Annotated in this window: 20 protein-coding genes; 16 read left to right on the top strand and 4 right to left on the bottom strand. The window is 36.9% G+C overall.

What is annotated here, in order from left to right; translation table 11 throughout:
- The first annotated feature begins 3 nt into the window (after positions 1-3).
- A complete protein-coding gene (locus AAA923_RS02575) occupies positions 4-954 on the top strand; it encodes a thymidylate synthase (protein WP_338214397.1) in 951 nt (316 codons plus the stop codon).
- A 9-nt stretch (positions 955-963) separates the two neighbouring features.
- Positions 964-1,452 carry a dihydrofolate reductase gene (locus tag AAA923_RS02570; RefSeq protein ID WP_338214396.1) on the top strand — a complete coding sequence of 163 codons (489 nt, stop codon included), beginning with the start codon at positions 964-966 and terminating at the stop codon, positions 1,450-1,452.
- Here AAA923_RS02570 and trhA read toward each other — a convergent pair.
- On the bottom strand, positions 1,449-2,099 hold the full coding sequence (gene trhA / locus AAA923_RS02565) for a PAQR family membrane homeostasis protein TrhA (RefSeq protein WP_338214395.1): 651 nt from the start codon (positions 2,097-2,099) through the stop codon (positions 1,449-1,451). The genes AAA923_RS02570 and trhA overlap by 4 nt on opposite strands.
- Before the next feature lie 770 nt (positions 2,100-2,869).
- On the opposite strand from trhA, the gene AAA923_RS02560 reads away from it, so the two are divergent.
- From AAA923_RS02560 to AAA923_RS02505, 12 genes are all read left to right on the top strand, one after another.
- Positions 2,870-3,712, top strand: a complete 843-nt coding sequence (locus tag AAA923_RS02560; RefSeq protein ID WP_338214394.1) for a DegV family protein — start codon at positions 2,870-2,872, stop codon at positions 3,710-3,712.
- A gap of 43 nt (positions 3,713-3,755) precedes the next feature.
- Positions 3,756-4,604, top strand: a complete 849-nt coding sequence (locus tag AAA923_RS02555; RefSeq protein ID WP_338214393.1) for an SGNH/GDSL hydrolase family protein — start codon at positions 3,756-3,758, stop codon at positions 4,602-4,604.
- A gap of 2 nt (positions 4,605-4,606) precedes the next feature.
- Positions 4,607-5,200, top strand: a complete 594-nt coding sequence (locus AAA923_RS02550; protein WP_338214392.1) for a YpmS family protein — start codon at positions 4,607-4,609, stop codon at positions 5,198-5,200.
- A gap of 12 nt (positions 5,201-5,212) precedes the next feature.
- Positions 5,213-5,437 carry a YozE family protein gene (locus AAA923_RS02545; protein WP_041501585.1) on the top strand — a complete coding sequence of 75 codons (225 nt, stop codon included), beginning with the start codon at positions 5,213-5,215 and terminating at the stop codon, positions 5,435-5,437.
- A gap of 23 nt (positions 5,438-5,460) precedes the next feature.
- Positions 5,461-6,315: a ribosome biogenesis GTPase YlqF gene (gene ylqF, locus AAA923_RS02540; protein WP_338214391.1), complete on the top strand. Its 855-nt coding sequence runs from the start codon at positions 5,461-5,463 to the stop codon at positions 6,313-6,315.
- Positions 6,305-7,078: a ribonuclease HII gene (rnhB, locus tag AAA923_RS02535; RefSeq protein WP_338214390.1), complete on the top strand. Its 774-nt coding sequence runs from the start codon at positions 6,305-6,307 to the stop codon at positions 7,076-7,078. The genes ylqF and rnhB overlap by 11 nt, the downstream gene beginning before the upstream one ends.
- Positions 7,079-7,127: 49 nt before the next feature.
- On the top strand, positions 7,128-7,946 hold the full coding sequence (dprA, locus tag AAA923_RS02530; protein WP_338214389.1) for a DNA-processing protein DprA: 819 nt from the start codon (positions 7,128-7,130) through the stop codon (positions 7,944-7,946).
- Positions 7,947-8,057: 111 nt separating this feature from the next.
- Positions 8,058-10,145 (top strand): type I DNA topoisomerase, encoded by a 2,088-nt coding sequence (gene topA / locus AAA923_RS02525; RefSeq protein WP_041501630.1) that lies wholly within the window; start codon positions 8,058-8,060, stop codon positions 10,143-10,145.
- A complete protein-coding gene (xerC, locus tag AAA923_RS02520; protein ID WP_338214388.1) occupies positions 10,145-11,044 on the top strand; it encodes a tyrosine recombinase XerC in 900 nt (299 codons plus the stop codon). The genes topA and xerC overlap by 1 nt, the downstream gene beginning before the upstream one ends.
- Before the next feature lie 15 nt (positions 11,045-11,059).
- Complete coding sequence (hslV, locus tag AAA923_RS02515) at positions 11,060-11,584, top strand: HslVU peptidase proteolytic subunit (RefSeq protein WP_338214386.1); 525 nt, start codon at positions 11,060-11,062, stop codon at positions 11,582-11,584.
- An 18-nt stretch (positions 11,585-11,602) separates the two neighbouring features.
- Positions 11,603-13,042 carry an ATP-dependent protease ATPase subunit HslU gene (gene hslU, locus AAA923_RS02510; RefSeq protein ID WP_338214385.1) on the top strand — a complete coding sequence of 480 codons (1,440 nt, stop codon included), beginning with the start codon at positions 11,603-11,605 and terminating at the stop codon, positions 13,040-13,042.
- Positions 13,043-13,052: 10 nt separating this feature from the next.
- A complete protein-coding gene (locus AAA923_RS02505) occupies positions 13,053-13,931 on the top strand; it encodes an aldose 1-epimerase family protein (RefSeq protein WP_041501626.1) in 879 nt (292 codons plus the stop codon).
- 65 nt (positions 13,932-13,996) lie between these two features.
- On the opposite strand, the gene AAA923_RS02500 is transcribed toward AAA923_RS02505, so the two are convergent.
- Positions 13,997-14,959: a hypothetical protein gene (locus AAA923_RS02500; protein WP_338214384.1), complete on the bottom strand. Its 963-nt coding sequence runs from the start codon at positions 14,957-14,959 to the stop codon at positions 13,997-13,999.
- Positions 14,960-15,231: 272 nt separating this feature from the next.
- Between AAA923_RS02500 and AAA923_RS02495 the strand changes: the two genes are divergently transcribed.
- The gene (locus tag AAA923_RS02495) at positions 15,232-15,780 is read left to right on the top strand and encodes a Fic family protein (protein ID WP_338214383.1); all 549 of its coding nucleotides are present in this window, start codon (positions 15,232-15,234) and stop codon (positions 15,778-15,780) included.
- A 78-nt stretch (positions 15,781-15,858) separates the two neighbouring features.
- Here AAA923_RS02495 and AAA923_RS02490 read toward each other — a convergent pair whose 3' ends face one another.
- Together AAA923_RS02490 and plsY are read right to left on the bottom strand one after the other, a co-directional pair.
- A complete protein-coding gene (locus AAA923_RS02490) occupies positions 15,859-16,560 on the bottom strand; it encodes a DUF3862 domain-containing protein (protein WP_338214382.1) in 702 nt (233 codons plus the stop codon).
- A 237-nt stretch (positions 16,561-16,797) separates the two neighbouring features.
- A complete protein-coding gene (plsY, locus tag AAA923_RS02485) occupies positions 16,798-17,430 on the bottom strand; it encodes a glycerol-3-phosphate 1-O-acyltransferase PlsY (protein WP_338214381.1) in 633 nt (210 codons plus the stop codon).
- 208 nt (positions 17,431-17,638) lie between these two features.
- Between plsY and parE the strand changes: the two genes are divergently transcribed.
- A complete protein-coding gene (gene parE, locus AAA923_RS02480; protein ID WP_338214380.1) occupies positions 17,639-19,642 on the top strand; it encodes a DNA topoisomerase IV subunit B in 2,004 nt (667 codons plus the stop codon).
- Positions 19,643-19,652: the final 10 nt, after the last annotated feature.

The raw sequence follows: 19,652 nt of genomic DNA, 5'->3' as shown, positions 1-19,652 counted from the left end.
ATCATGCATAACGAACAACAATATTTAGATTTACTGAAGTATGTTTTGGAACACGGTCACAAAAAGAGTGACAGAACTGGAACGGGTACTATCAGTACCTTTGGTTATCAAATGCGCTTTGACTTGCAAGAGTCATTCCCACTGTTGACGACTAAGAAGATTCCTTTTGGTCTAATTAAGAGTGAGTTGTTATGGTTTTTGCATGGCGATACTAATATCAAATATTTGTTGGAACACAACAATCATATTTGGGATGAGTGGGCTTTTAAAAATTACATCGAAAGTACTGACTACCAAGGTCCTGATATGACTGATTTTGGTCGCCGTAGTTTGATTGATGATGAATTTGCTCAAGCATATAAAATTGAGAAAAAGAAATTTGATGACAGTATTTTAAATGATCCTGAATTTGCTGAAAAATTCGGTAATTTGGGGGATGTTTATGGTGCACAGTGGCGTCATTGGCAAAAGCGTGATGGTGGCGTTATTGACCAGATTGAGAATGTGATTGAACAAATCAAAAAAACTCCAGATTCAAGACGTTTAATTGTGAGTGCTTGGAATCCGGAAGATGTGCCAACCATGGCTTTGCCACCATGTCACACGTTGTTTCAATTCTATGTTAACGATGGCAAATTATCTTGTCAGTTGTATCAAAGAAGTGGCGACTTGTTTTTAGGTGTTCCATTTAACATTGCTAGTTATGCCTTGCTGACACATTTGATTGCACGTGAGACTGGCCTTGAAGTGGGTGAATTCGTTCATACATTGGGCGATGCTCATATTTATTCCAACCATATTGAGCAAGTTAAGACACAATTGAGCCGGACACCTGTAACTGGTCCCCAACTTGAGATCGACAGTGACAAGAGTATTTTTGACATTGATGCTAAAGATATTCGTGTAACTGACTACAATCCGCAACCTGCTATCAAAGCACCTGTTGCCGTTTAGGAGAATGAAATGATAAGTTTTGTTTGGGCTGAAGATAAAAATCACATTATCGGTAGCAACGGGCATTTGCCTTGGAAACTACCTAACGATATGAAACGTTTTAAAGACGTTACCACTGGACATCCTATTGTTATGGGGCGGAAGACTTTTGAAAGTTTTCCCAATGGCCCATTGCCAAATCGATTGAACATTGTTATTTCACGCAATCCTGACTATCAAGTGCCTGAATCAGTTGTCTTGTTGACTGATAAGAGCCAATTGTCTCAGTATGTCAAAGCTGATGAAGAGGTAATGGTCATTGGTGGCGAAGGTATTTTCAAATTGTTTGCGGACGACGTAGACCGATTGTATCTAACTAAGATTGATTATGAGTTTTCTGGTGATACCAAAATGGTGGAACTTGATTACAATAAGTTTAAATTAACCGAAAAAAAAGAAGGTATCATGGACGATAAAAATATCTATCCATATACCTTCGAGACTTATCAAAGAATTTAAACAACGTAGAAATAAACTGAGAAGTACATTAAAGCTGTACCAATCATAACGAAAATATGCCAGATAACGTGAATATATCTGAGATTTTTCATTAAGTATAGACAAGCACCTAATGTGAAAGCTATGCCTCCAGCAACCAATAGCCAAATACCAGTGGCGCCGATTGCTTGATATAGAGGTTTCATAGCGATGATAATGGCCCAACCCATCAAAACATACAAAAGGGTTTCAAAGTACTTGAAACGTCCAACATTGAATATCTTGTAAAGGATACCGCCAATTGCTAGTAACCAGATAAAGGCGAGAATACTGTAGCCAAAAGCTGAATGTAGGGCAATCAGACAGTATGGTGTGTACGTTCCAGCAATCATTAAAAAGATTGAGCTGTGATCAAAAATTTGAAAGACACCTTTGGCACGCGTGAAATACAGACTGTGAAAGAGTGTTGAACTCAAATATAAGAAAAACAGAGTGAATGCATATATGAAGTAAGCCGTAATATTGAGCGGATTACCTTGATGAAAACCTTTGATCAGTAAAAACACTGATCCGATTATCGCTAAAATGATGCCGATTCCATGAGTTACTGCACTGAACACTTGGTCAGTGATCAAATAGGCTCTTGAGAAATTACGTTTTTTTGACATTTTCAAAGCTCCAATTGTTTTAACTAGTTTCATTGATTATTATATACTTTTCAGGGAATGACAATATTGTATAATTAATAATTGTCGGGTTTCCGCCTCCGGTTTCCAGAAAAATGGAGTCCGCTGTGGGGACCGGGCCGAGCCAAGGTCTCGTCCCTCGGTTTGAAGCCTTGCCAAAAACCGGCAAGTCTCCAAACTCGTCCTGTGGAGTAAGAACGGAAAATCACCGTCCTAACTCCACCTCCACTGCAGGACTCCATTTTCTGGAAACCTCCGGCTAGTTTATTGGTAATAACTTGAGGTATTATTGGACTAAAAAGTTAGTTTATTTAAAGGTTATCTATTTTTTTAATGCGCAAATCAATTATGTAATAATCGTCTCATTGGTCATTGTAGTCGTATTATTAGTAATAAAAAATATAACGATTGATTTGTTAGTAAAGAAACCTTAGCTTCCGGTTGGCTGTGATTTCACCAGCAGTGAAAGTAATATAAGGACGCAAGTCCTTATATTACGGACGTCTTTTGAGACGCGGTTTTCGGCTCAAAAGCGAGGTTCGAGACCTTGGCTCGAACCGGTCCCACAGCAGGTGAAATCACAGCCAACCGGAAGCGGCAGATGTAATAGGCTTTAACATATATCATGCAATATCAAACCTGTAAATAATTATAGGAATTCATGAAAATAGTTAATAATTTGTAATTTACCCAGAATAAGTTTGTTATAATTGAAACAATTAAGAATTAAGACCCTATGAAAGAGGGATAAAATGAGTAAAGTAAAAATCCTTGCCGATTCATCGGTACAATTAACACCAGAAGAAATAGAAAAATATGATATTGGCATCGTTCCTTTAACAATCAGTATTGACGATAAGACTTACACTGATGGCGTAGATATTACTAGAGAAAAATTCGTTGAGGAAATGGATTCTTCAAAAGATCTACCTAAGACATCTCAACCATCGATTGGTACTTTTATGAAGGTTATTGATGACGTTCCAGAAGACTATACGGATATCTTAGCTTTGATTATGACACCATCGATTAGTGGTACTATTAATGCTGCTCGTCAGGTGGCTGACATGACTGACCGTAATGTGGAAGTTATCGATACTGAATTTACTGACCGTGCTCAAGGTTTCCAAGTTCTCAAGGCTGCTAAGATGGCTCAAGAGGGCAAATCAGCTGAGGAAATTAAGGCTGCCGTTAAAAAAGTACGCGATCACACATACCTATACATGGGTGTAACAAGTATTGAAAATATTTTGCGTGGTGGACGTTTGAGCCGTTTTGCTGGAACTCTTTCAACGCTTTTAAATATCAACTTAGTTTTAATTGTAAAAAACAACAGTTTGGATATCGCTAAACGTGGCCGTGGCCGTAAGACGATTGAGAAATATATGAATAATGTCATGGAAGAAATCAAAAGCTTGGAAAATATCAAGGCAATTGGTATTTCATACGTTGATAAAATGGATTATGTGAACGAACTCAAAGAGAAGTTGGCTGAAATTGTACCGAATGTACCATTATTAATTCGTGTAACAAGTCCGGTAATTGCAACACATGCCGGTTCAGGTGCCTTCGCAATTGAATTTTATACAGAGTAAAGCTGATGATTGCATCAGCTTTTTTTTGAAAGATGGATTATAAATGAAGAAAAAAAGTATTTGGATCATAATATTAATTGTTTTATTAATCGCTGTTGGCGGTGGGACATATTATTTTGTCAATCATAATCAACAACAAATTACTGAAACAAAGACAGTTAAAAAAACTAAACCTAAGAAAAAGGTTATTCCCAAGAAGACTAATATCAGCATTGTCGCCGTCGGGGATTCGTTGACTCAAGGTGTTGGCGATTCTAAATCTGTTGGTGGCGGATATGTTACTCGCTTAACCAAACGAGTTCAAAATAAGTATAAGATTAAAACAGAATCACATAATTATGGTGTTTCTGGTGATACTAGTCAGCAAATTATGGCACGTATCAAGTCAGACAAGAAGATGCATCAAGACTTGCCCAAAGCAGATATTATTACGGTAACTGTTGGTGGTAATGACTTCATGCACTTGTTGCAGCGTAAAGGATTGGATCTTACAGCTGGCGATATTGCTGATGAACAGGTTCAATTCGACAAGCGCCTTAAACAGTTGTTGACTGATATTAGAGCTTATAATAATGATGCACCAATTTACCTGATTGGTATTTACAATCCTTTCAGTATTTATTTGAGTAACGTCAAGAATGCTAAAACAGCCTTTATCAACTGGAACAATGCTTCAGCTAAAGTTGCCAGCACGTTTAACAAAACCTACTTTGTAGATATCAATAACTTATATCAACCAAAAGGTATCACGAAGAAAGTTAAGAAAACTGGTAGCAATCCATATCTATACACGAAGGACCACTTCCATCCAAATGGGACCGGTTATGATATGATGACAGACAAAGTCTTTGAGAAAGTAAACGGGACTACAAAGGAGTGGCTTTACAAGTAATCATGAAAAGAAATTATTGGAAATATGCGTTTATCGCTTTAGTAGCAATTATTGTCGTTGGTTTAGGATACATGGGTACGAAAGTTTTGAGTTCTTCAAAAGATAATTATCAAGTTTCTACAACCATTCCGGATCAAAATGAACGTGTCTTTACGGTTGACATGAACAAGCAAGAAGCCAATAAAATGGCTCAATATTATCTCAAGAACACTCTAAACGATGGTAAAACTGACTATCAATTGATTTTGAAAAAGGACGCTGAATTGACTGGTGCAATTGCCTTTTTAGGTGCCAAGATTCACTTTACAATTTTGATGCATCCATATGCCAAGACTAATGGTGATGTGCTTTTGAAAGCTAAAGAAATGAAGATTGGCGATTTATCATTGCCAATTTCCTTTGTAATGAATTATATTAAGAATAGCTTTAAGACTCCTGAATGGGTCAGTATCGATGGTAAACAGAAGACAATTCTTTTGAAGTTTACTAAATTCACTACTAAAGATGGCTACGGTATTCGTGCTAAAAGGATCGATTTGAAAAATAACAAATTGTCCTTTGAAGTAATGAATAGTAAAATTACGAATAACCAGTAGGAAGGAGTACATATGAGACGCAGTTTTTATGAGTTTTTAATGACTCTTCGCAATGCGGATAGTGTCGAACCAGAAGCAGAATTTGCGATGAATGCTTTTCGCGATACTTCTTTCCCCAAGCAAGAGCAAAATTATCAAAAGTTATCAGAATATTTAGAGTTGAATGCCGGGTACTTGCCTAGCATGACAATTTTTGATGAAGCATTTCAAAAGTATCAAGAAACAGATAAAAAATAAATTGACAGAAATAGGTGATGGTAATGGCACTACAATGGTATCCCGGACATATGAACAAGGCAAAAAATCAAGTACAAGATCGATTGAAATTAGTCGATATTGTATTGGAAATTGTTGATGCGAGATTGCCTTTCTCATCAAGAAACCCAGTTTTGGAAAATATTATTGATCAAAAGAAACACATCATTATTTTAAATAAATCTGATTTGGCCGACCCTAAGGTTACGAAAGATTGGAAACTCAACTTCCAACAAGAAGGTACTAACTCCATTGAGCTTGATGCCAAGCACAACAAAGGTTTAGGTCAAATTAAGAGTTTGATTAGATCTGAATTGTCAGATAAAATTGAACGTTACGAAAAAAATGGTGTCAAAAACTATCAGATTAAAGCTATGTGTATCGGGATTCCTAATGTCGGTAAATCTACCATTTTGAATCGACTCGTTGGTAAAAATGTTGCTGTTACCGGTAATAAACCTGGTGTCACTAAGAACCAGAATTGGTTGAAGACTAGTATCGGTATCGATTTATTGGATACACCAGGTATTCTTTGGCCAAAGATTGATGATCCCAAAGTTGGTATGAAATTGGCTTTGTCCGGCGCTATCAAGGATAAAATCTATGCGCCTGATGATGTTGCCATCTACGCCTTGAATTTCCTTGAGACCCACTATATGGACCAATTACAGGAAGCCTATGGTCTAACTAATGCTGATGTTTTCAATCATACGACTCCACAGCTATTGATGGACCTTACTCAAAAATTTGGTTATAAGGACGATTATGACCGTACATCACGTCGTATTATTGACGACGTGCGTAAATTGAAATTAGGCCGTTTGACGTTTGACATCCCTGGGGAGTTTTATGAAGAATAAGTACACTGTTAAAGCTGTTAGAGAAATACTAGAAGATAATGATGTTGATAAAGAATTATTAGCTGAATTGTCTGAAGATACGCGCAGTGGCGTTAAAAAGTTATTAGAGCAATATTATAAGAGACAGACTAAACATCAGGAACTGATTACTCGCTTTCAACAAAAGGAGTTTCTAGAAAAGCCTTATTGGGAAAATGGGGCAGTTGTTGCTGGTGTTGATGAAGTCGGTAGAGGACCGTTAGCTGGACCAGTTGTCACAGCAGCGGTTGTTTTGCCGTCCGATAATACGCTTTATGAAGTTGACGATTCAAAAAAGTTATCTAGTGCCAAGCGAGATGAACTTTATAAGCAAATTTGTGATCAAGCGATTGATATTAGTATTGGCGTCGGTAGTCCACACTTGATTGATACCCAAAATATTTATCATGCGACAGAATTGACAATGGCTGATTCTATCAATAATTTGTATCTCGAACCAGATCATATTTTAGTTGATGCGATGACTATACCAGTTGATATTCCACAGACTAAATTGATCAAAGGTGACTCAAAATCTTTGAGTATTGGTGCTGCTAGTATTGTTGCTAAAGTGGCCAGAGACCGTTTGATGACGATGTACAGCCATATTTATCCTGAATTTGGTTTCGAACGAAACGACGGTTATGGTACCAAAGAGCATCTAAAAGCTTTGGATACCGTTGGTAGAACTAAAATTCATCGTTTGAGTTTTGCGCCTGTAAAAAATATTCATAAGTTATACTAAAATAAGCATCACTTCCGTAATTTTATTCTGAGGGAGTGATGTTTTTCTTATGACAAAATTGACAGATTTCTTAATCAGATGCAGAATGACTGGCATGATGTCCAATCAGATAATGCTAAATATTATAAAAATTTCAATAAATAGTGCTAATCTAGAATCTGAGGCATATGAATTTTTGGAAACTGTTTGGGACCGTGGCAAATTTAACCAGTTTCTACTATTATTAGAACGTTCGCCTGAAGTTTTGCCGCCAGCAATTAATTATCTTGATGACGAATATCCGCAACTATTAAGAACTATTTATAATCCACCTGCTCTCTTGTTTTTTTCAGGAAAGATTGCTTTACTTAAAACTGACTGTATCGCCATTGTCGGTGCACGCAAAGCGACAGATTATAGTTTTCGTTGCATTGGCGGGCTTGTCCCACGTTTAGTAAATCGTTATACTATTGTGAGCGGTTTAGCTAGAGGCGTGGATTCTTGGGCGCATGAACATACGTTAAAGAATCACGGACAAACAATCGCTGTCACTGGCTGTGGTCTTGATTTAGTTTATCCTCCAGAAAATCTTGATTTACAGCAACAGATTATGAATAATGGTTTGGTAATCAGTGAATATCCGCCTAAAATGCCGGCTGATCGATTCCATTTCCCCCAAAGAAATCGAATCATTGCTGGTTTGAGTCAGAAAGTTATCATTACTGAAGCTAGAAAAAGAAGTGGTTCTCTAATTACTGCTAGTCTAGCTTTGGAAAACAATCGTGAGGTTCTGGCGATTCCTGGTCCAATTGATAGAGCTTTGTCTGTTGGTTGTAACCGGTTAATCGAAGAAGGAGCCACACCTTTAATTAATTTTAATAATTTATAAAATCAAGATGTCATTTTGAAGAAGTAAATTATCCTTTGAATTGACAAAATTAAAATCTGTGATTAATATATTGACAGTTTTACTTGATCCATTTGAAAGGAGCACCTTTACGTGCCATCAACTAAGCAAAAGAATTTGGTGATTGTTGAATCACCTTCAAAAGCAAAAACTATCGAAAAATATTTGGGACGTAATTATCATGTAGTTGCCAGTTTGGGTCACGTTCGTGATTTACCTAAGAGTCAGATGGGTGTCGACATCGAACATGACTACGAACCAAAATACATTTCAATTCGTGGTAAAGGTCCAGTTATAAAGGATCTCAAAAAAGAAGCAAAAAAAGCCAAACGCGTTTATCTGGCAGCCGATCCGGATCGTGAAGGGGAAGCCATTGCATGGCATGTCTCACATTTACTTGGTCTGGAAGATGACGGAAAGAATCGTGTTGTCTTTAACGAAATTACTAAAGATACTGTTAAACAAGCTTTCAAATCACCTCGTTCAATCGATATGAACCTCGTTGATGCCCAACAAGCACGTCGTGTTTTAGATCGTTTGGTAGGTTACTCAATTTCCCCAATCCTTTGGGCTAAAGTTAAGAAAGGTCTCAGTGCCGGTCGTGTTCAATCAATTGCTTTGAAATTAGTGATCGAACGTGAAAATGACATCAAGAAATTTATTCCTGAAGAGTATTGGACCATTGAATCAGTTTTCAAACATGATAAAGATAAATTCAAAGCTAACTTTTACGGATTAAACGGTAAAAAGGCTGAATTAAAAGATAATGCCCAAGTTCAAGAAGTATTGGGTAAGATTGATAAGAAAAAAGATTTCAATATTGATAAAGTTACTAAAAAAGAACGTAAACGTATGCCAGCTGCTCCATTTACAACCAGTTCGTTGCAACAGGAAGCTAACAAACGTTTAAACTTCAAGACTCGTAAGACCATGATGATTGCTCAACAATTATATGAAGGAATCAACTTGGGACGTAAGGAAGGTACTGTTGGTTTAATTACTTATATGCGTACTGATTCTAAGCGTATTTCAAAGGTCGCTGAAGCAGAAGCATCTAAGTTTATTCATGAAGAATATGGTGAACCTTTCGCTATCGTTAAAGAACGTAAGGATAAGAACCAAGAAGGTGCTCAAGATGCCCATGAAGCTATTCGTCCATCTTCAGTATTCCGAACACCAGCTTCACTTAAAGAAATTCTTAGTCGTGATCAATTCCGCCTTTACAGCTTGATTTGGTCAAGATTCGTTGCCAGTCAAATGACACCAGCTGTTTTCGATACAATGACAGTTGATTTGTCACAAAATGGCGTAATGTTTAGAGCTAATGGTTCAAAAATTAAGTTTGAAGGTTACCGTAAGGTTTACCAAAGCACATCTGATACTTCTAAGAAAGATAATATTCTTCCTGAATTAAACGAAGGCGACAGTGCTAAATTACAAAAGAACGATCCAGCGCAACATTTTACTCAACCACCTGCAAGATTTACTGAAGCATCACTTGTTAAGGCTTTGGAAGAAAATGGTGTTGGTCGTCCATCAACTTATGCACCAACAATTGATACGATTCAACGTCGTTACTACGTTAAATTAAATGGTAAGAGTTTTGAACCAACTGAATTAGGTGAAATAGTTGACAATTTAATTCAAGATTATTTCCCAGATATCGTTAATATCGACTTTACTGCTCATTTGGAAGATGAACTCGATGAGATTGAAGAAGGCAAAGAAGATTGGGTCAAGGTTGTTGACCACTATTACAAGCCTTTTGCTAAAGAACTTGAATCAGCTGAGGATAAAATCGAAAAAGTCCAAATCAAAGATGAACCAGCCGGCATGGATTGTGATATCTGTGGTGCACCAATGGTTATCAAGATGGGCCGCTACGGTAAGTTCTATGCATGTTCACGTTTCCCAGATTGTCGTAATACTAAGCCAATCGTTAAAGAAATCGGTGTTGTTTGTCCTAAATGTAAGAAAGGCCAAGTTATTGAAAGAAAATCAAAGAAAAATCGTATTTTCTATGGTTGTTCAAGATATCCTGACTGTGACTTTGTTTCATGGGATAAGCCAATCGGTCGTGATTGTCCTAAAGATGGCCACTACCTTGTTGAAAAGAAGGTTAAGGGTGGTCGTCAAGTAATTTGTCCAAACGGAGATTATGAAGAGGATATTCAAAAGTAATGAAAGAAAAAAAATTAATCGATAAATTTGTTGATAATTTAATGATTAATCATCGCTACTCGGAAGAAACAAAAAAATCTTATTTAGAAGATATAGATAATTTTGTTTCTTTTTTAAACCAAAATGGTGGATTTCATGGATTCACTAAGGTAACGCGTATCGATGTCGATACATATTTGACATATTTAGATGAAAAAAACTATGCGGATGAGACAATTGCCCGTAGAATCTCCGCATTGCGGTCTTTTTACAACTTCTTAATCAAAAATAAATTCATCAAGGCAAATCCCTTTGATTTAGTACAATTGCGCCACAAAGGCCGTAAACTGCCCCATTTCTTTTATGAAAAAGAGATGACGCAATTGTTCGAAGCAGTCAAAGGGGATGACCCACTTTCCCAAAGAAATTCAGCTTTATTAGAATTGCTCTATGCCACTGGCATGCGGGTGAGTGAGTGTGCTAATCTAGTATTAGATCAACTGGATTTTTCTAATGAAATAGTTTTAATTCATGGTAAAGGCGACAAGGACCGCTATGTGCCCTTTGGAAGTTATGCCAGGAGAGCATTAGAGACTTATTTTGATCAAGGTAGAAAGACGTTGATGCTTAAAAACCATCAAGATCACGATTACGTTTTTGTAAATAGTCGTGGTAAAAATTTGACTAGTCGTGGAATCGAATATATTTTGGATCAGATAATCAAGAAAACTAGCTTGACATCCGATATACATCCGCATATGATACGTCATACATTTGCCACACACATGCTCGATCATGGTGCTGATTTGCGAACGGTTCAAGAGCTACTGGGACATTCCAGCCTTTCGACCACGCAGATTTACACCCATGTGACAATGGAACATTTACAAAACGATTATAAAAAATATTTTCCAAGATAAGAGGAAGGTAAATAAATGACTACAATAGTTGCTGTTAAACATGACGGTCACACTGCAATTGCCGGTGATGGTCAAGTTACATTAGGTGAAAAATATATTATGAAGGGCTCAGCTCACAAAGTAAGACGTATCTTTGACGACCAAGTCGTTATTGGTTTTGCTGGTGGTGTTGCTGACGCTATTACACTTCAAGATTGGCTAGAAAAGAAGCTCAAGGCATATTCAGGTAACTTGAAACGTGCTGCAGTTGAACTGGCTCAAGATTGGCGTAAGGATCCAACTTTACAAAAACTCGAAGCAATGTTGATTGCCATGGATAAGGACAATTTGTTACTTATTTCTGGTAGTGGCGAAGTTATCGAACCTGACGAAGATGTTGTTTCAATCGGTTCTGGTGGTAACTTTGCGCAAGCAGCAGCCATCGCTATGCAACGTCATGCAAAAGATATGGACGCTGAACAAATTGCTGTAGAAGCAATTAAGATTGCATCAAGTATTGATATTTTTACAAACGAAAATATTATTTCCGATAAATTTTAGAGTGGAGATTAGTAATAAATGGACACATTAACCCCAAAAGAAATTGTTGCTAAACTAGATGATTATATTATTGGTCAAACCGATGCTAAGAAAGCCGTAGCGATTGCTTTATACAACCGTTACCGTCGGATGCAAGTACCTGCAAAATTGCAAGCTGAGATCACACCCAAGAATTTGATGATGATTGGACCAACTGGTGTTGGTAAAACTGAAATTGCTCGTCGTTTGGCAAAAATTGTCAACGCACCTTTCGTAAAGGTTGAAGCAACTAAGTTTACTGAAGTTGGTTATGTCGGTCGTGATGTTGAATCAATGGTTCGTGACTTGGTTAGCGTTGCAGTTACAATGGTTGAAAAAGAAAAATTTGACGAAATCAGACCAGAAGTTCGTCGCGATGTTGACAAAAAATTGGTCAAATTGCTTGCTCCTGGTGTTAAAAAAGAACAACGTCAAAACAATAACAATGACTTTATGAGTATGCTTAACAGCATGCAAAATGGTGGTCAAGGATTAGGTAATATTTTCAATAACGCTGGCGATACAGTGGACGAAGATCCTGATGCTAATGCTGATGTAACTGATGAAGTACGTGATCAACGTCTGTCAGTTAAAGAACAACTTGATAAAGGCTTGCTTGAAAACGAAGAAGTAACTATCAAAGTTGAAGAGTCTAAAAAAGTTGGTGCCATGGGCGACCAAATGGGTCAAATGGGTATCGATATGTCAGGAATGATGGATTCCTTGGTACCTAAGAAGACCATTACTAGAACATTACCAGTTAAGGAAGCACGTGAATTGTTGATTCAACAAGAATCACAAAAACGTGTTGACCATGATGAAATTTATCAAAAGGCTATCGAAAGAACTCAAAATAACGGAATTATCTTTATTGATGAGTTTGATAAGATTGCTGCTGGAGACAAACGTAATTCTGGTGAAGTTTCTCGTGAAGGTGTCCAACGTGATATCTTGCCTATCGTTGAAGGTTCACAAATTGCCACTAAATATGGTCCCGTTGATACAGATCACATTCTCTTTATTGCTTCTGGTGCTTTTGCCGAAAGTAAACCTAGTGATTTGATTGCTGAACTTCAAGGACGTTTCCCAATCCGTGTTGAATTGAATGACTTGACTGAAGACGATTTCATTCAAATCTTGACAAAACCAGACAATGCTTTGACAAAGCAATATGTAGCGCTTACAAGAGCGGACGGAATACATTTAACTTTTACTAAAGAATCTGTCGAAGAGATTGCAAAAATTGCTTTTGAATTGAATAATAGTAATCAGAATATCGGTGCAAGACGTCTTTCTACTGTCTTGGAAAAAATCTTGGCAGATATTTTGTATGAAGGACCTGATATGCAAATGGGTGATATTACCATTACTCGTGAATATGTCCACGAACAAGTTGGTAAGATTGCTTCAGATCAAGATCTTTCACGTTATATTCTTTAGGGGGAAAAACATGACAGTTTATCAATTGAAGAACGACTTCTTAACATTAAAGGTTAATTCTTTAGGTGCTGAAATGAACAGCATCAAGAATAACGAAGATTCAGAATTTATCTGGCAAGCAGATCCAAAAGTTTGGGGACGCCATGCACCTGTATTATTCCCAATTGTTGGACGTTTAAAGGATGACCATTACTTCGTTGACGACAAAGAATACAAGATGACACAACACGGTTTTGCTCGTGATCAAGAATTTGCTCTTGATTCACAAACAGATTCAAAATTAGTTTTGAGTTTGACAACTAGTGAAGCTAGTCTTGCTAAGTATCCATATCACTTCAAGTTGAGAATTGTTTATCAACTAGTTAAGGATACTGTTCAAATTTCTTACCTAGTCGACAGTATGGAAGAATCAGAAGATATGTACTTCTCAATTGGTGCACATCCCGGATTTGAAGTACCTTTCGATAAAGGTCTTAACTTTGAAGATTACAAAGTTACTGTAGATCCAGCCGAAACAAGAACTCATATTCCAATCGACAACCACTTAGTTAACCTAAATGGCGAAACAAAGGTTGAGAATCAAAACTTCCCAATGACACGTGACTACTTTGTTGACGATGCTGTTGTTTATCGTTTGAATGAACCAGCAGAAGTAACAATTGCTAGCGACAAGTCAGATCACAAGTTGACACTAGATACTGGTAACGCTAAGTTCTTCGGTATGTGGTCAACATATCCTGATGAAAATGGTAAGTTTATGTGTATCGAACCTTGGTGGGGACTTGCAGATAAGACTGACTCAGATAACAATCTTAAAAATAAATATGCTATTAACAAATTGGCTCCTAAGGAACAATTTGAAGCATACTTTAGCATTTCAGTTAAATAGTTAATCAAAAAGCTCAACATCTATTAAAGGTGTTGAGCTTTTTTTTGGCTGTCATTTTGATTATTTTAAAGCAGACACTTTTTTAGTGTTGGTAATGATACATTTTCGTGATAATTCTCTTTGAGATATTTCTGAATTCCAGTGACCGTATCATGATGTTCTGATAGTGATTTTATAAAAGTTCTGGCCTCATTTGTTAGTGGACTTCTTGATGAGCTAGTTTTTCTAAAGCTGCCATTGAATTTTTGAGTTTCAATAGGTTTAGGATCTTCAACGAGTTTTAATTTTATTTTTGGCTCAGGCGTTGTAATAACAGTAGTCTTTGACTCAGCCGCTACATAATCCGCTTGCTCGCTTAATTCAGCATCTTTTTGCTTCAATTCGTGCTGCAATGAATCGATAGTCAATACCAAGTCTGCTGTAATACTCTTATATTGGTTAATCTTTTTTTCATAAGACCCGATACGAGCTAATAAGGTATTGAGTTCTTTTTTTGTCCAAACGATGGCATCGTTACTTAGGCTGATGTAGCCTAAAGTATCATTCTCGTGTACTTGAATCGGTTTGATTGGTCCAGTAGGGGAGTCTTCAAAAGTGCCGTACGGGATGTTTTTAAAATAACCTTTTGTATGAGCGGTGTATGATTTGGTGGTTCCATGGAGACTGTTTTTAACATCCTCAATAAAATCAGAAACAATTCTTGTCAGCATGTCTTTATCTTTGTAATGAATTATCAAAAGAGGAATGTTGTTCTTATTACAGTAATCCAGACGAGCTGTTCCATTAGAACTAAGTCGCCTTAGGGCCTCATGAGCGCTTGTACTGCTATTTTTAGCTTTGTAATGTTGTGAGCCGTTATATTCGATAATTGCTAGAAAGCCATTAATATTCAATGCAAAATCGACTGGTAGCAGCACATGTTCAGTTTTACTTATTAGGTTGGGAAATGTTCGTTCACGATCAAAAACTATTTTCAGGTTATTCAAAATTCCAATGATCTGTGATTCTGGCACCGATGGTTGTATCAAAATTGAGCCTCCTCAAATAAGTTAACTTTATTTTAAAGGAAGTGGTCTAGACTCGTCTAATGTAAAACCTTAAAATACCTATAGAAAACGTTTGAATAGATATGGTTTTCAGCGTTATGAAACATTTAATTGCGCCAGTACTAGAATTGCTATAAAAGTTTATTGATAGTCTATAAGGCTAGAATTTTTTGTATACTGGAACCAAATAGATAATTATTCAGAAGGTCGTATTAATACATTCAAATTCAAAATTCGAAGGTATTAATACGACATTGCCACAAACAAAAACTATTGTTGAAGGTATGGGTGTTTCAGGCGTTAATATTGATGCAATAGGTATAATTGTTAATTTAAAACGTGGTTGGGAGTACGTTATAAACTCAACTTATAAATTTTATAATAATTCTGCTAAGAAAATAAATGAAATAGTTGCTAGGGATGATGATATTGATTCTGTAGCTATAAGAACTGGAAATATTCAAATTGGCGGTGTTGATTATGAACCTAAAATACCCACGGAAGATGAATTAATCAGTGATATAGATATATGTATCAACAATAAATCTCAATCTAAAACTCAAAATATCATTGAACTGATGTATAAAATGATGCGAAAGCAATATTTTAGGGATGGTAATAAGAGAACGGCAATTTTATTTGCTAATTATTATATGATCAGAAATGGGTTAGGCGTTCTAAATATTAATGAACAGCAAATGGAAAAGTTCAATGAATTACTTTCAGTTTATTATAATAGCAATGATATGAGCGTAATATTACAGTGGACGTATGATAATTGTATCTATGGGATTGATCGTTAGAATATCCTAAAACAACTAATTTATTTTTAAGAGCACAACAAAAAGGAGCTGATAACTAGTATCAACTCTTTTTTTGCATTATTTCATCCCTGTCTGGCTCTTACCGCTGACAGTCCCATTAGTGAAGTTAACAACGAAGTTAGCACCAGTACTACCAGATACACCAGAGGAGTAAGTAAAGCTCTTAGATGTCTTGTCAGAACTGAATGACTCGCTATAACCGTTAGGCTTGCCAACGTTTGTTAGAACAGTACTTTCTTCCATACCATTTTGAACCGAACTATAAGCATCTAGGCCTAATTTCTCAGAACGAACAGCCTTGAGCCCGCTAATTGCTTTAGCAATTGCATGACCATTGGCAAAAGTGACTTTCAGGCTTGATCCAAGTTCACCATTTTCAATATTATTCCAAGTATTGACTTCAGTTTTAGCATTATTGGCTGTTGAAGTGGATGTCGAAGATGGCTTTCCAAGCAGTCGTTGAACAGTTTTGATTGGCGTGCCACTGGACTCGTTGAGAAAAATACCGCTGTATTGGGCAAAGGTAACTCCAGGTTTCTTGGCTACTTTCTTCTTAGTAGTTTTCTTTGACTTCGAAACCTTAGTAGTTTGACTGAATGGACCAGTTTTGGTCATCTTCATCCCGCCGATGCCGCCACCAGCTAGTAAAAGAATTACGATAATAGTCCAGAACCACCACCGTTTATAAAAATGCTTCTTTTTATGTTTTAAAGAACGGCGAAATTCCGCTCTTGTAGGCAAATTATTGTTAAAGTTCATAATCGACCCCCTCCCCGAATTGATAACGCTTTACTATTATTCTATCAGTAACGAGGGATTATATGACTTTTATAAGCAAATTTTTACGATTATTTTATATTTTATTTCAACTTTTTATAGATAGATTATTTTTGTGAATAATAAATCCGGTATAACTCGTGGTGTGTGCTTTTTGTGTGTAAGTCAGTCTGAATCGAAAAAAATAGCCCATAATCAATCGATTATGAACTAGGAAAATTACTTATGAGATTTTTCTTGAGCTTCACGTTGCTGTTTTTTATACCGTAATCCAATTGGGACGAGGTTTTCTTGACCCTTCAAAAGTCGCTTGATATTAGGAATATGACGATAATAAATAATGACAGTAACAATTGCAGCGACGGCTGTTAGGATCCAATCGTGTAAGAATAGTGTCGCAATCGTAAAGAACAGAACGGTTGTAAGACTAGCTACACTGACCATACTTGTGATATATACGATTGAAGCTAAAACGATAAAGCAAATCACGAATAGTAGGGGATTATAGGCAAGCAAGATACCGGCACTAGTGGCAACGGCCTTACCGCCTCGGAATTTCAAGAAAATTGAGTAGCAGTGTCCAATAACGGCACAGATTCCGACAAAAAGAATTAGATGACGATCTAGTCCAAAGAAGACAGGCATCAATGCACCCAGAGTTCCTTTTAAGATATCAATCACTAAAACGACTGTTCCAGCGACTTTACCAAGAACTCGGTAAGCATTAGTTGTTCCGACATTTCCACTCCCGTACTCAAAAATATTTTTGTGGAAAAATACTTTTGCTATTATATAAGCGGTTGGAAATGAGCCAATTAGATAGGCTAAAATTACACAAATGAGAAGTTTCATTAAAAAATCACTCTCTCAGCTTTATTTTTTGGTATATTGTAACTCTATGGTGTTTTAACAAGAATTATAAATACCAACCTAGACATTATCCACTATTTTACCTGAAATTAAAAGATTTCTCTTGAATACGAACGTATATTCGTATATCGTTGATAGTGTTATAATACTAGAATATCGGATTTGTAGTAAATGAAAAGGAATGATATAAATGCCAAAATCATCTTATGATGATTCGTCAATTCAAATCCTTGAAGGATTAGAAGCTGTACGAAAAAGACCTGGTATGTACATTGGTTCCACTGATTCACGTGGATTACATCACCTTGTCTATGAAATCGTTGATAATGCGGTCGATGAAGCTTTATCAGGATTTGGTAAAGAGATCAATGTCACAATCAACAAAGATAGCAGCATTACGGTAGTTGACCATGGACGTGGGATGCCAACAGGGATGCATGCTTCTGGTAAGCCAACAATTGAAGTTATCCTAACAGTACTTCATGCTGGTGGTAAATTCTCAGAAAATAGTTACAAAACGTCTGGTGGTCTGCACGGTGTAGGTTCATCAGTTGTTAATGCTTTGTCAGAGTGGATGACAGTTCGTGTTGTTCGTGAAGGTAAAGTATACGAAGAACGTTTTGAAAAAGGTGGACACCCAGTTGGAACTTTGAAAAAGACTGGTACTACCAAAGAAGGTAGTGGAACAACAATTAGCTTTAAGCCTGATAAAACTATTTTTCAGACGACAAAGTTTAATTACGATACCTTAGCAGAACGTTTACGTGAGTCAGCATTCTTGCTCAAGGGTGTTAAGTTCACTATCACTGACAAACGTGGCGAAGAAGAGAAACAGGATGTTTTCCATTATGAAGATGGGATTCAATCATTCGTTAAGTATTTGAACGAGGACAAAGATACACTTGGTGGCATCTTCTATATTGAAGGTGAGAATTCCCAAATCGAAATCGAGTTCTCTGGTCAATACAACGATGGTTATTCTGAAAACATTATCTCCTTCGTTAATAACGTTCGTACTGCTGATGGTGGGACGCACGAAGCTGGAATGAAGTCTGGTTTAACAAAAGCTTTCAACGACTATGCTCGTAAAGTTGGCTTATTGAAGGAAAATAGTAAGAACCTCGAGGGTAGTGATGTCCGTGAAGGTCTTTCAGCTATTATTTCCGTGCGTATTCCTGAAGAAATTCTTCAATTTGAAGGCCAAACAAAGGGTAAACTAGGTACTCCGCAAGCACGTTCAGCTGTTGATCAACTAGTTTACGAACAAATGAGTTTCTACTTGCTAGAAAATGGTGAGCAAGCTCAGATGTTAGTTAAGAAAGCTTTGAAGGCTCGTGAAGCTCGAGATGCTGCTAGAAAAGCTCGTGAGAGCACTCGTAGTGGTAAAAAGAACAAGAAGACTGATGGTCTATTGTCTGGTAAGTTGACACCCGCTCAATCAAAGAACTCAGATAAGAATGAACTATTCTTAGTCGAGGGTGATTCTGCCGGTGGTTCTGCTAAACAAGGCCGTGACCGAAAGTTCCAAGCTATCTTGCCATTACGTGGTAAGGTTTTAAATACACAAAAAGCTAAACTTGAAGATATTTACAAGAACGAAGAAATCAATACAATGATTTATACGATTGGTGCTGGTGTAGGTGCGGACTTTAAACTTGAAGACCGTAACTATGACAAGGTTATTATCATGACCGATGCCGATGATGATGGTTCACATATTCAAATCTTGTTATTAACCTTCTTCTATCGCTACATGCGTCCATTAGTTGAGTCGGGACATGTTTACATTGCCTTGTCGCCTCTTTACAAGCTTCAAAAAGGTAAGGGTGCTAAGACTCAAATTAAGTACGCTTGGACTCCTGATGAACTACAAGCTGGAATCAAGAAGATGGGTAAAGGCTATGATTTACAACGATTCAAAGGTCTTGGTGAAATGAATGCCGACCAATTATGGAAGACAACTATGGATCCAGAAAATCGTATTTTGATTCGAGTTAATATCGATGATGCAGCACTGGCTGAACGTCGAGTAACAACATTGATGGGTGATAAAGTTAAGCCACGTCGTGACTGGATTGAAAATAATGTTCGTTTCAATGGTACCGAAGAAGGGGACAATATTTTGGAAAAAGTCGATGATGAGACTGATCCCATCGATAGTAAAATCGTTGACGATTTATTGAATAAGGAATAGGTGATAAATA

It is taken from the genome of Companilactobacillus muriivasis (assembly GCF_036246245.1).
GTDB lineage: Bacteria > Bacillota > Bacilli > Lactobacillales > Lactobacillaceae > Companilactobacillus > Companilactobacillus muriivasis.
The sequence above is the reverse complement of the archived record's forward strand: the minus strand, read 5'-3'. Positions and strand labels throughout refer to the sequence as shown.

Excerpts from the sequence above, each read along its gene's own strand:
- AAA923_RS02575 (WP_338214397.1), top strand. The coding sequence starts at position 4 with ATGCATAACGAACAACAATATTTAGATTTACTGAAGTATGTTTTGGAA.
- AAA923_RS02570 (WP_338214396.1), top strand. The coding sequence starts at position 964 with ATGATAAGTTTTGTTTGGGCTGAAGATAAAAATCACATTATCGGTAGC.
- trhA (WP_338214395.1), bottom strand. The coding sequence starts at position 2,099 with ATGTCAAAAAAACGTAATTTCTCAAGAGCCTATTTGATCACTGACCAA.
- AAA923_RS02560 (WP_338214394.1), top strand. The coding sequence starts at position 2,870 with ATGAGTAAAGTAAAAATCCTTGCCGATTCATCGGTACAATTAACACCA.
- AAA923_RS02555 (WP_338214393.1), top strand. The coding sequence starts at position 3,756 with ATGAAGAAAAAAAGTATTTGGATCATAATATTAATTGTTTTATTAATC.
- AAA923_RS02550 (WP_338214392.1), top strand. The coding sequence starts at position 4,607 with ATGAAAAGAAATTATTGGAAATATGCGTTTATCGCTTTAGTAGCAATT.
- AAA923_RS02545 (WP_041501585.1), top strand. The coding sequence starts at position 5,213 with ATGAGACGCAGTTTTTATGAGTTTTTAATGACTCTTCGCAATGCGGAT.
- ylqF (WP_338214391.1), top strand. The coding sequence starts at position 5,461 with ATGGCACTACAATGGTATCCCGGACATATGAACAAGGCAAAAAATCAA.
- rnhB (WP_338214390.1), top strand. The coding sequence starts at position 6,305 with ATGAAGAATAAGTACACTGTTAAAGCTGTTAGAGAAATACTAGAAGAT.
- dprA (WP_338214389.1), top strand. The coding sequence starts at position 7,128 with ATGACAAAATTGACAGATTTCTTAATCAGATGCAGAATGACTGGCATG.
- xerC (WP_338214388.1), top strand. The coding sequence starts at position 10,145 with ATGAAAGAAAAAAAATTAATCGATAAATTTGTTGATAATTTAATGATT.
- hslV (WP_338214386.1), top strand. The coding sequence starts at position 11,060 with ATGACTACAATAGTTGCTGTTAAACATGACGGTCACACTGCAATTGCC.
- hslU (WP_338214385.1), top strand. The coding sequence starts at position 11,603 with ATGGACACATTAACCCCAAAAGAAATTGTTGCTAAACTAGATGATTAT.
- AAA923_RS02505 (WP_041501626.1), top strand. The coding sequence starts at position 13,053 with ATGACAGTTTATCAATTGAAGAACGACTTCTTAACATTAAAGGTTAAT.
- AAA923_RS02490 (WP_338214382.1), bottom strand. The coding sequence starts at position 16,560 with ATGAACTTTAACAATAATTTGCCTACAAGAGCGGAATTTCGCCGTTCT.
- plsY (WP_338214381.1), bottom strand. The coding sequence starts at position 17,430 with ATGAAACTTCTCATTTGTGTAATTTTAGCCTATCTAATTGGCTCATTT.
- parE (WP_338214380.1), top strand. The coding sequence starts at position 17,639 with ATGCCAAAATCATCTTATGATGATTCGTCAATTCAAATCCTTGAAGGA.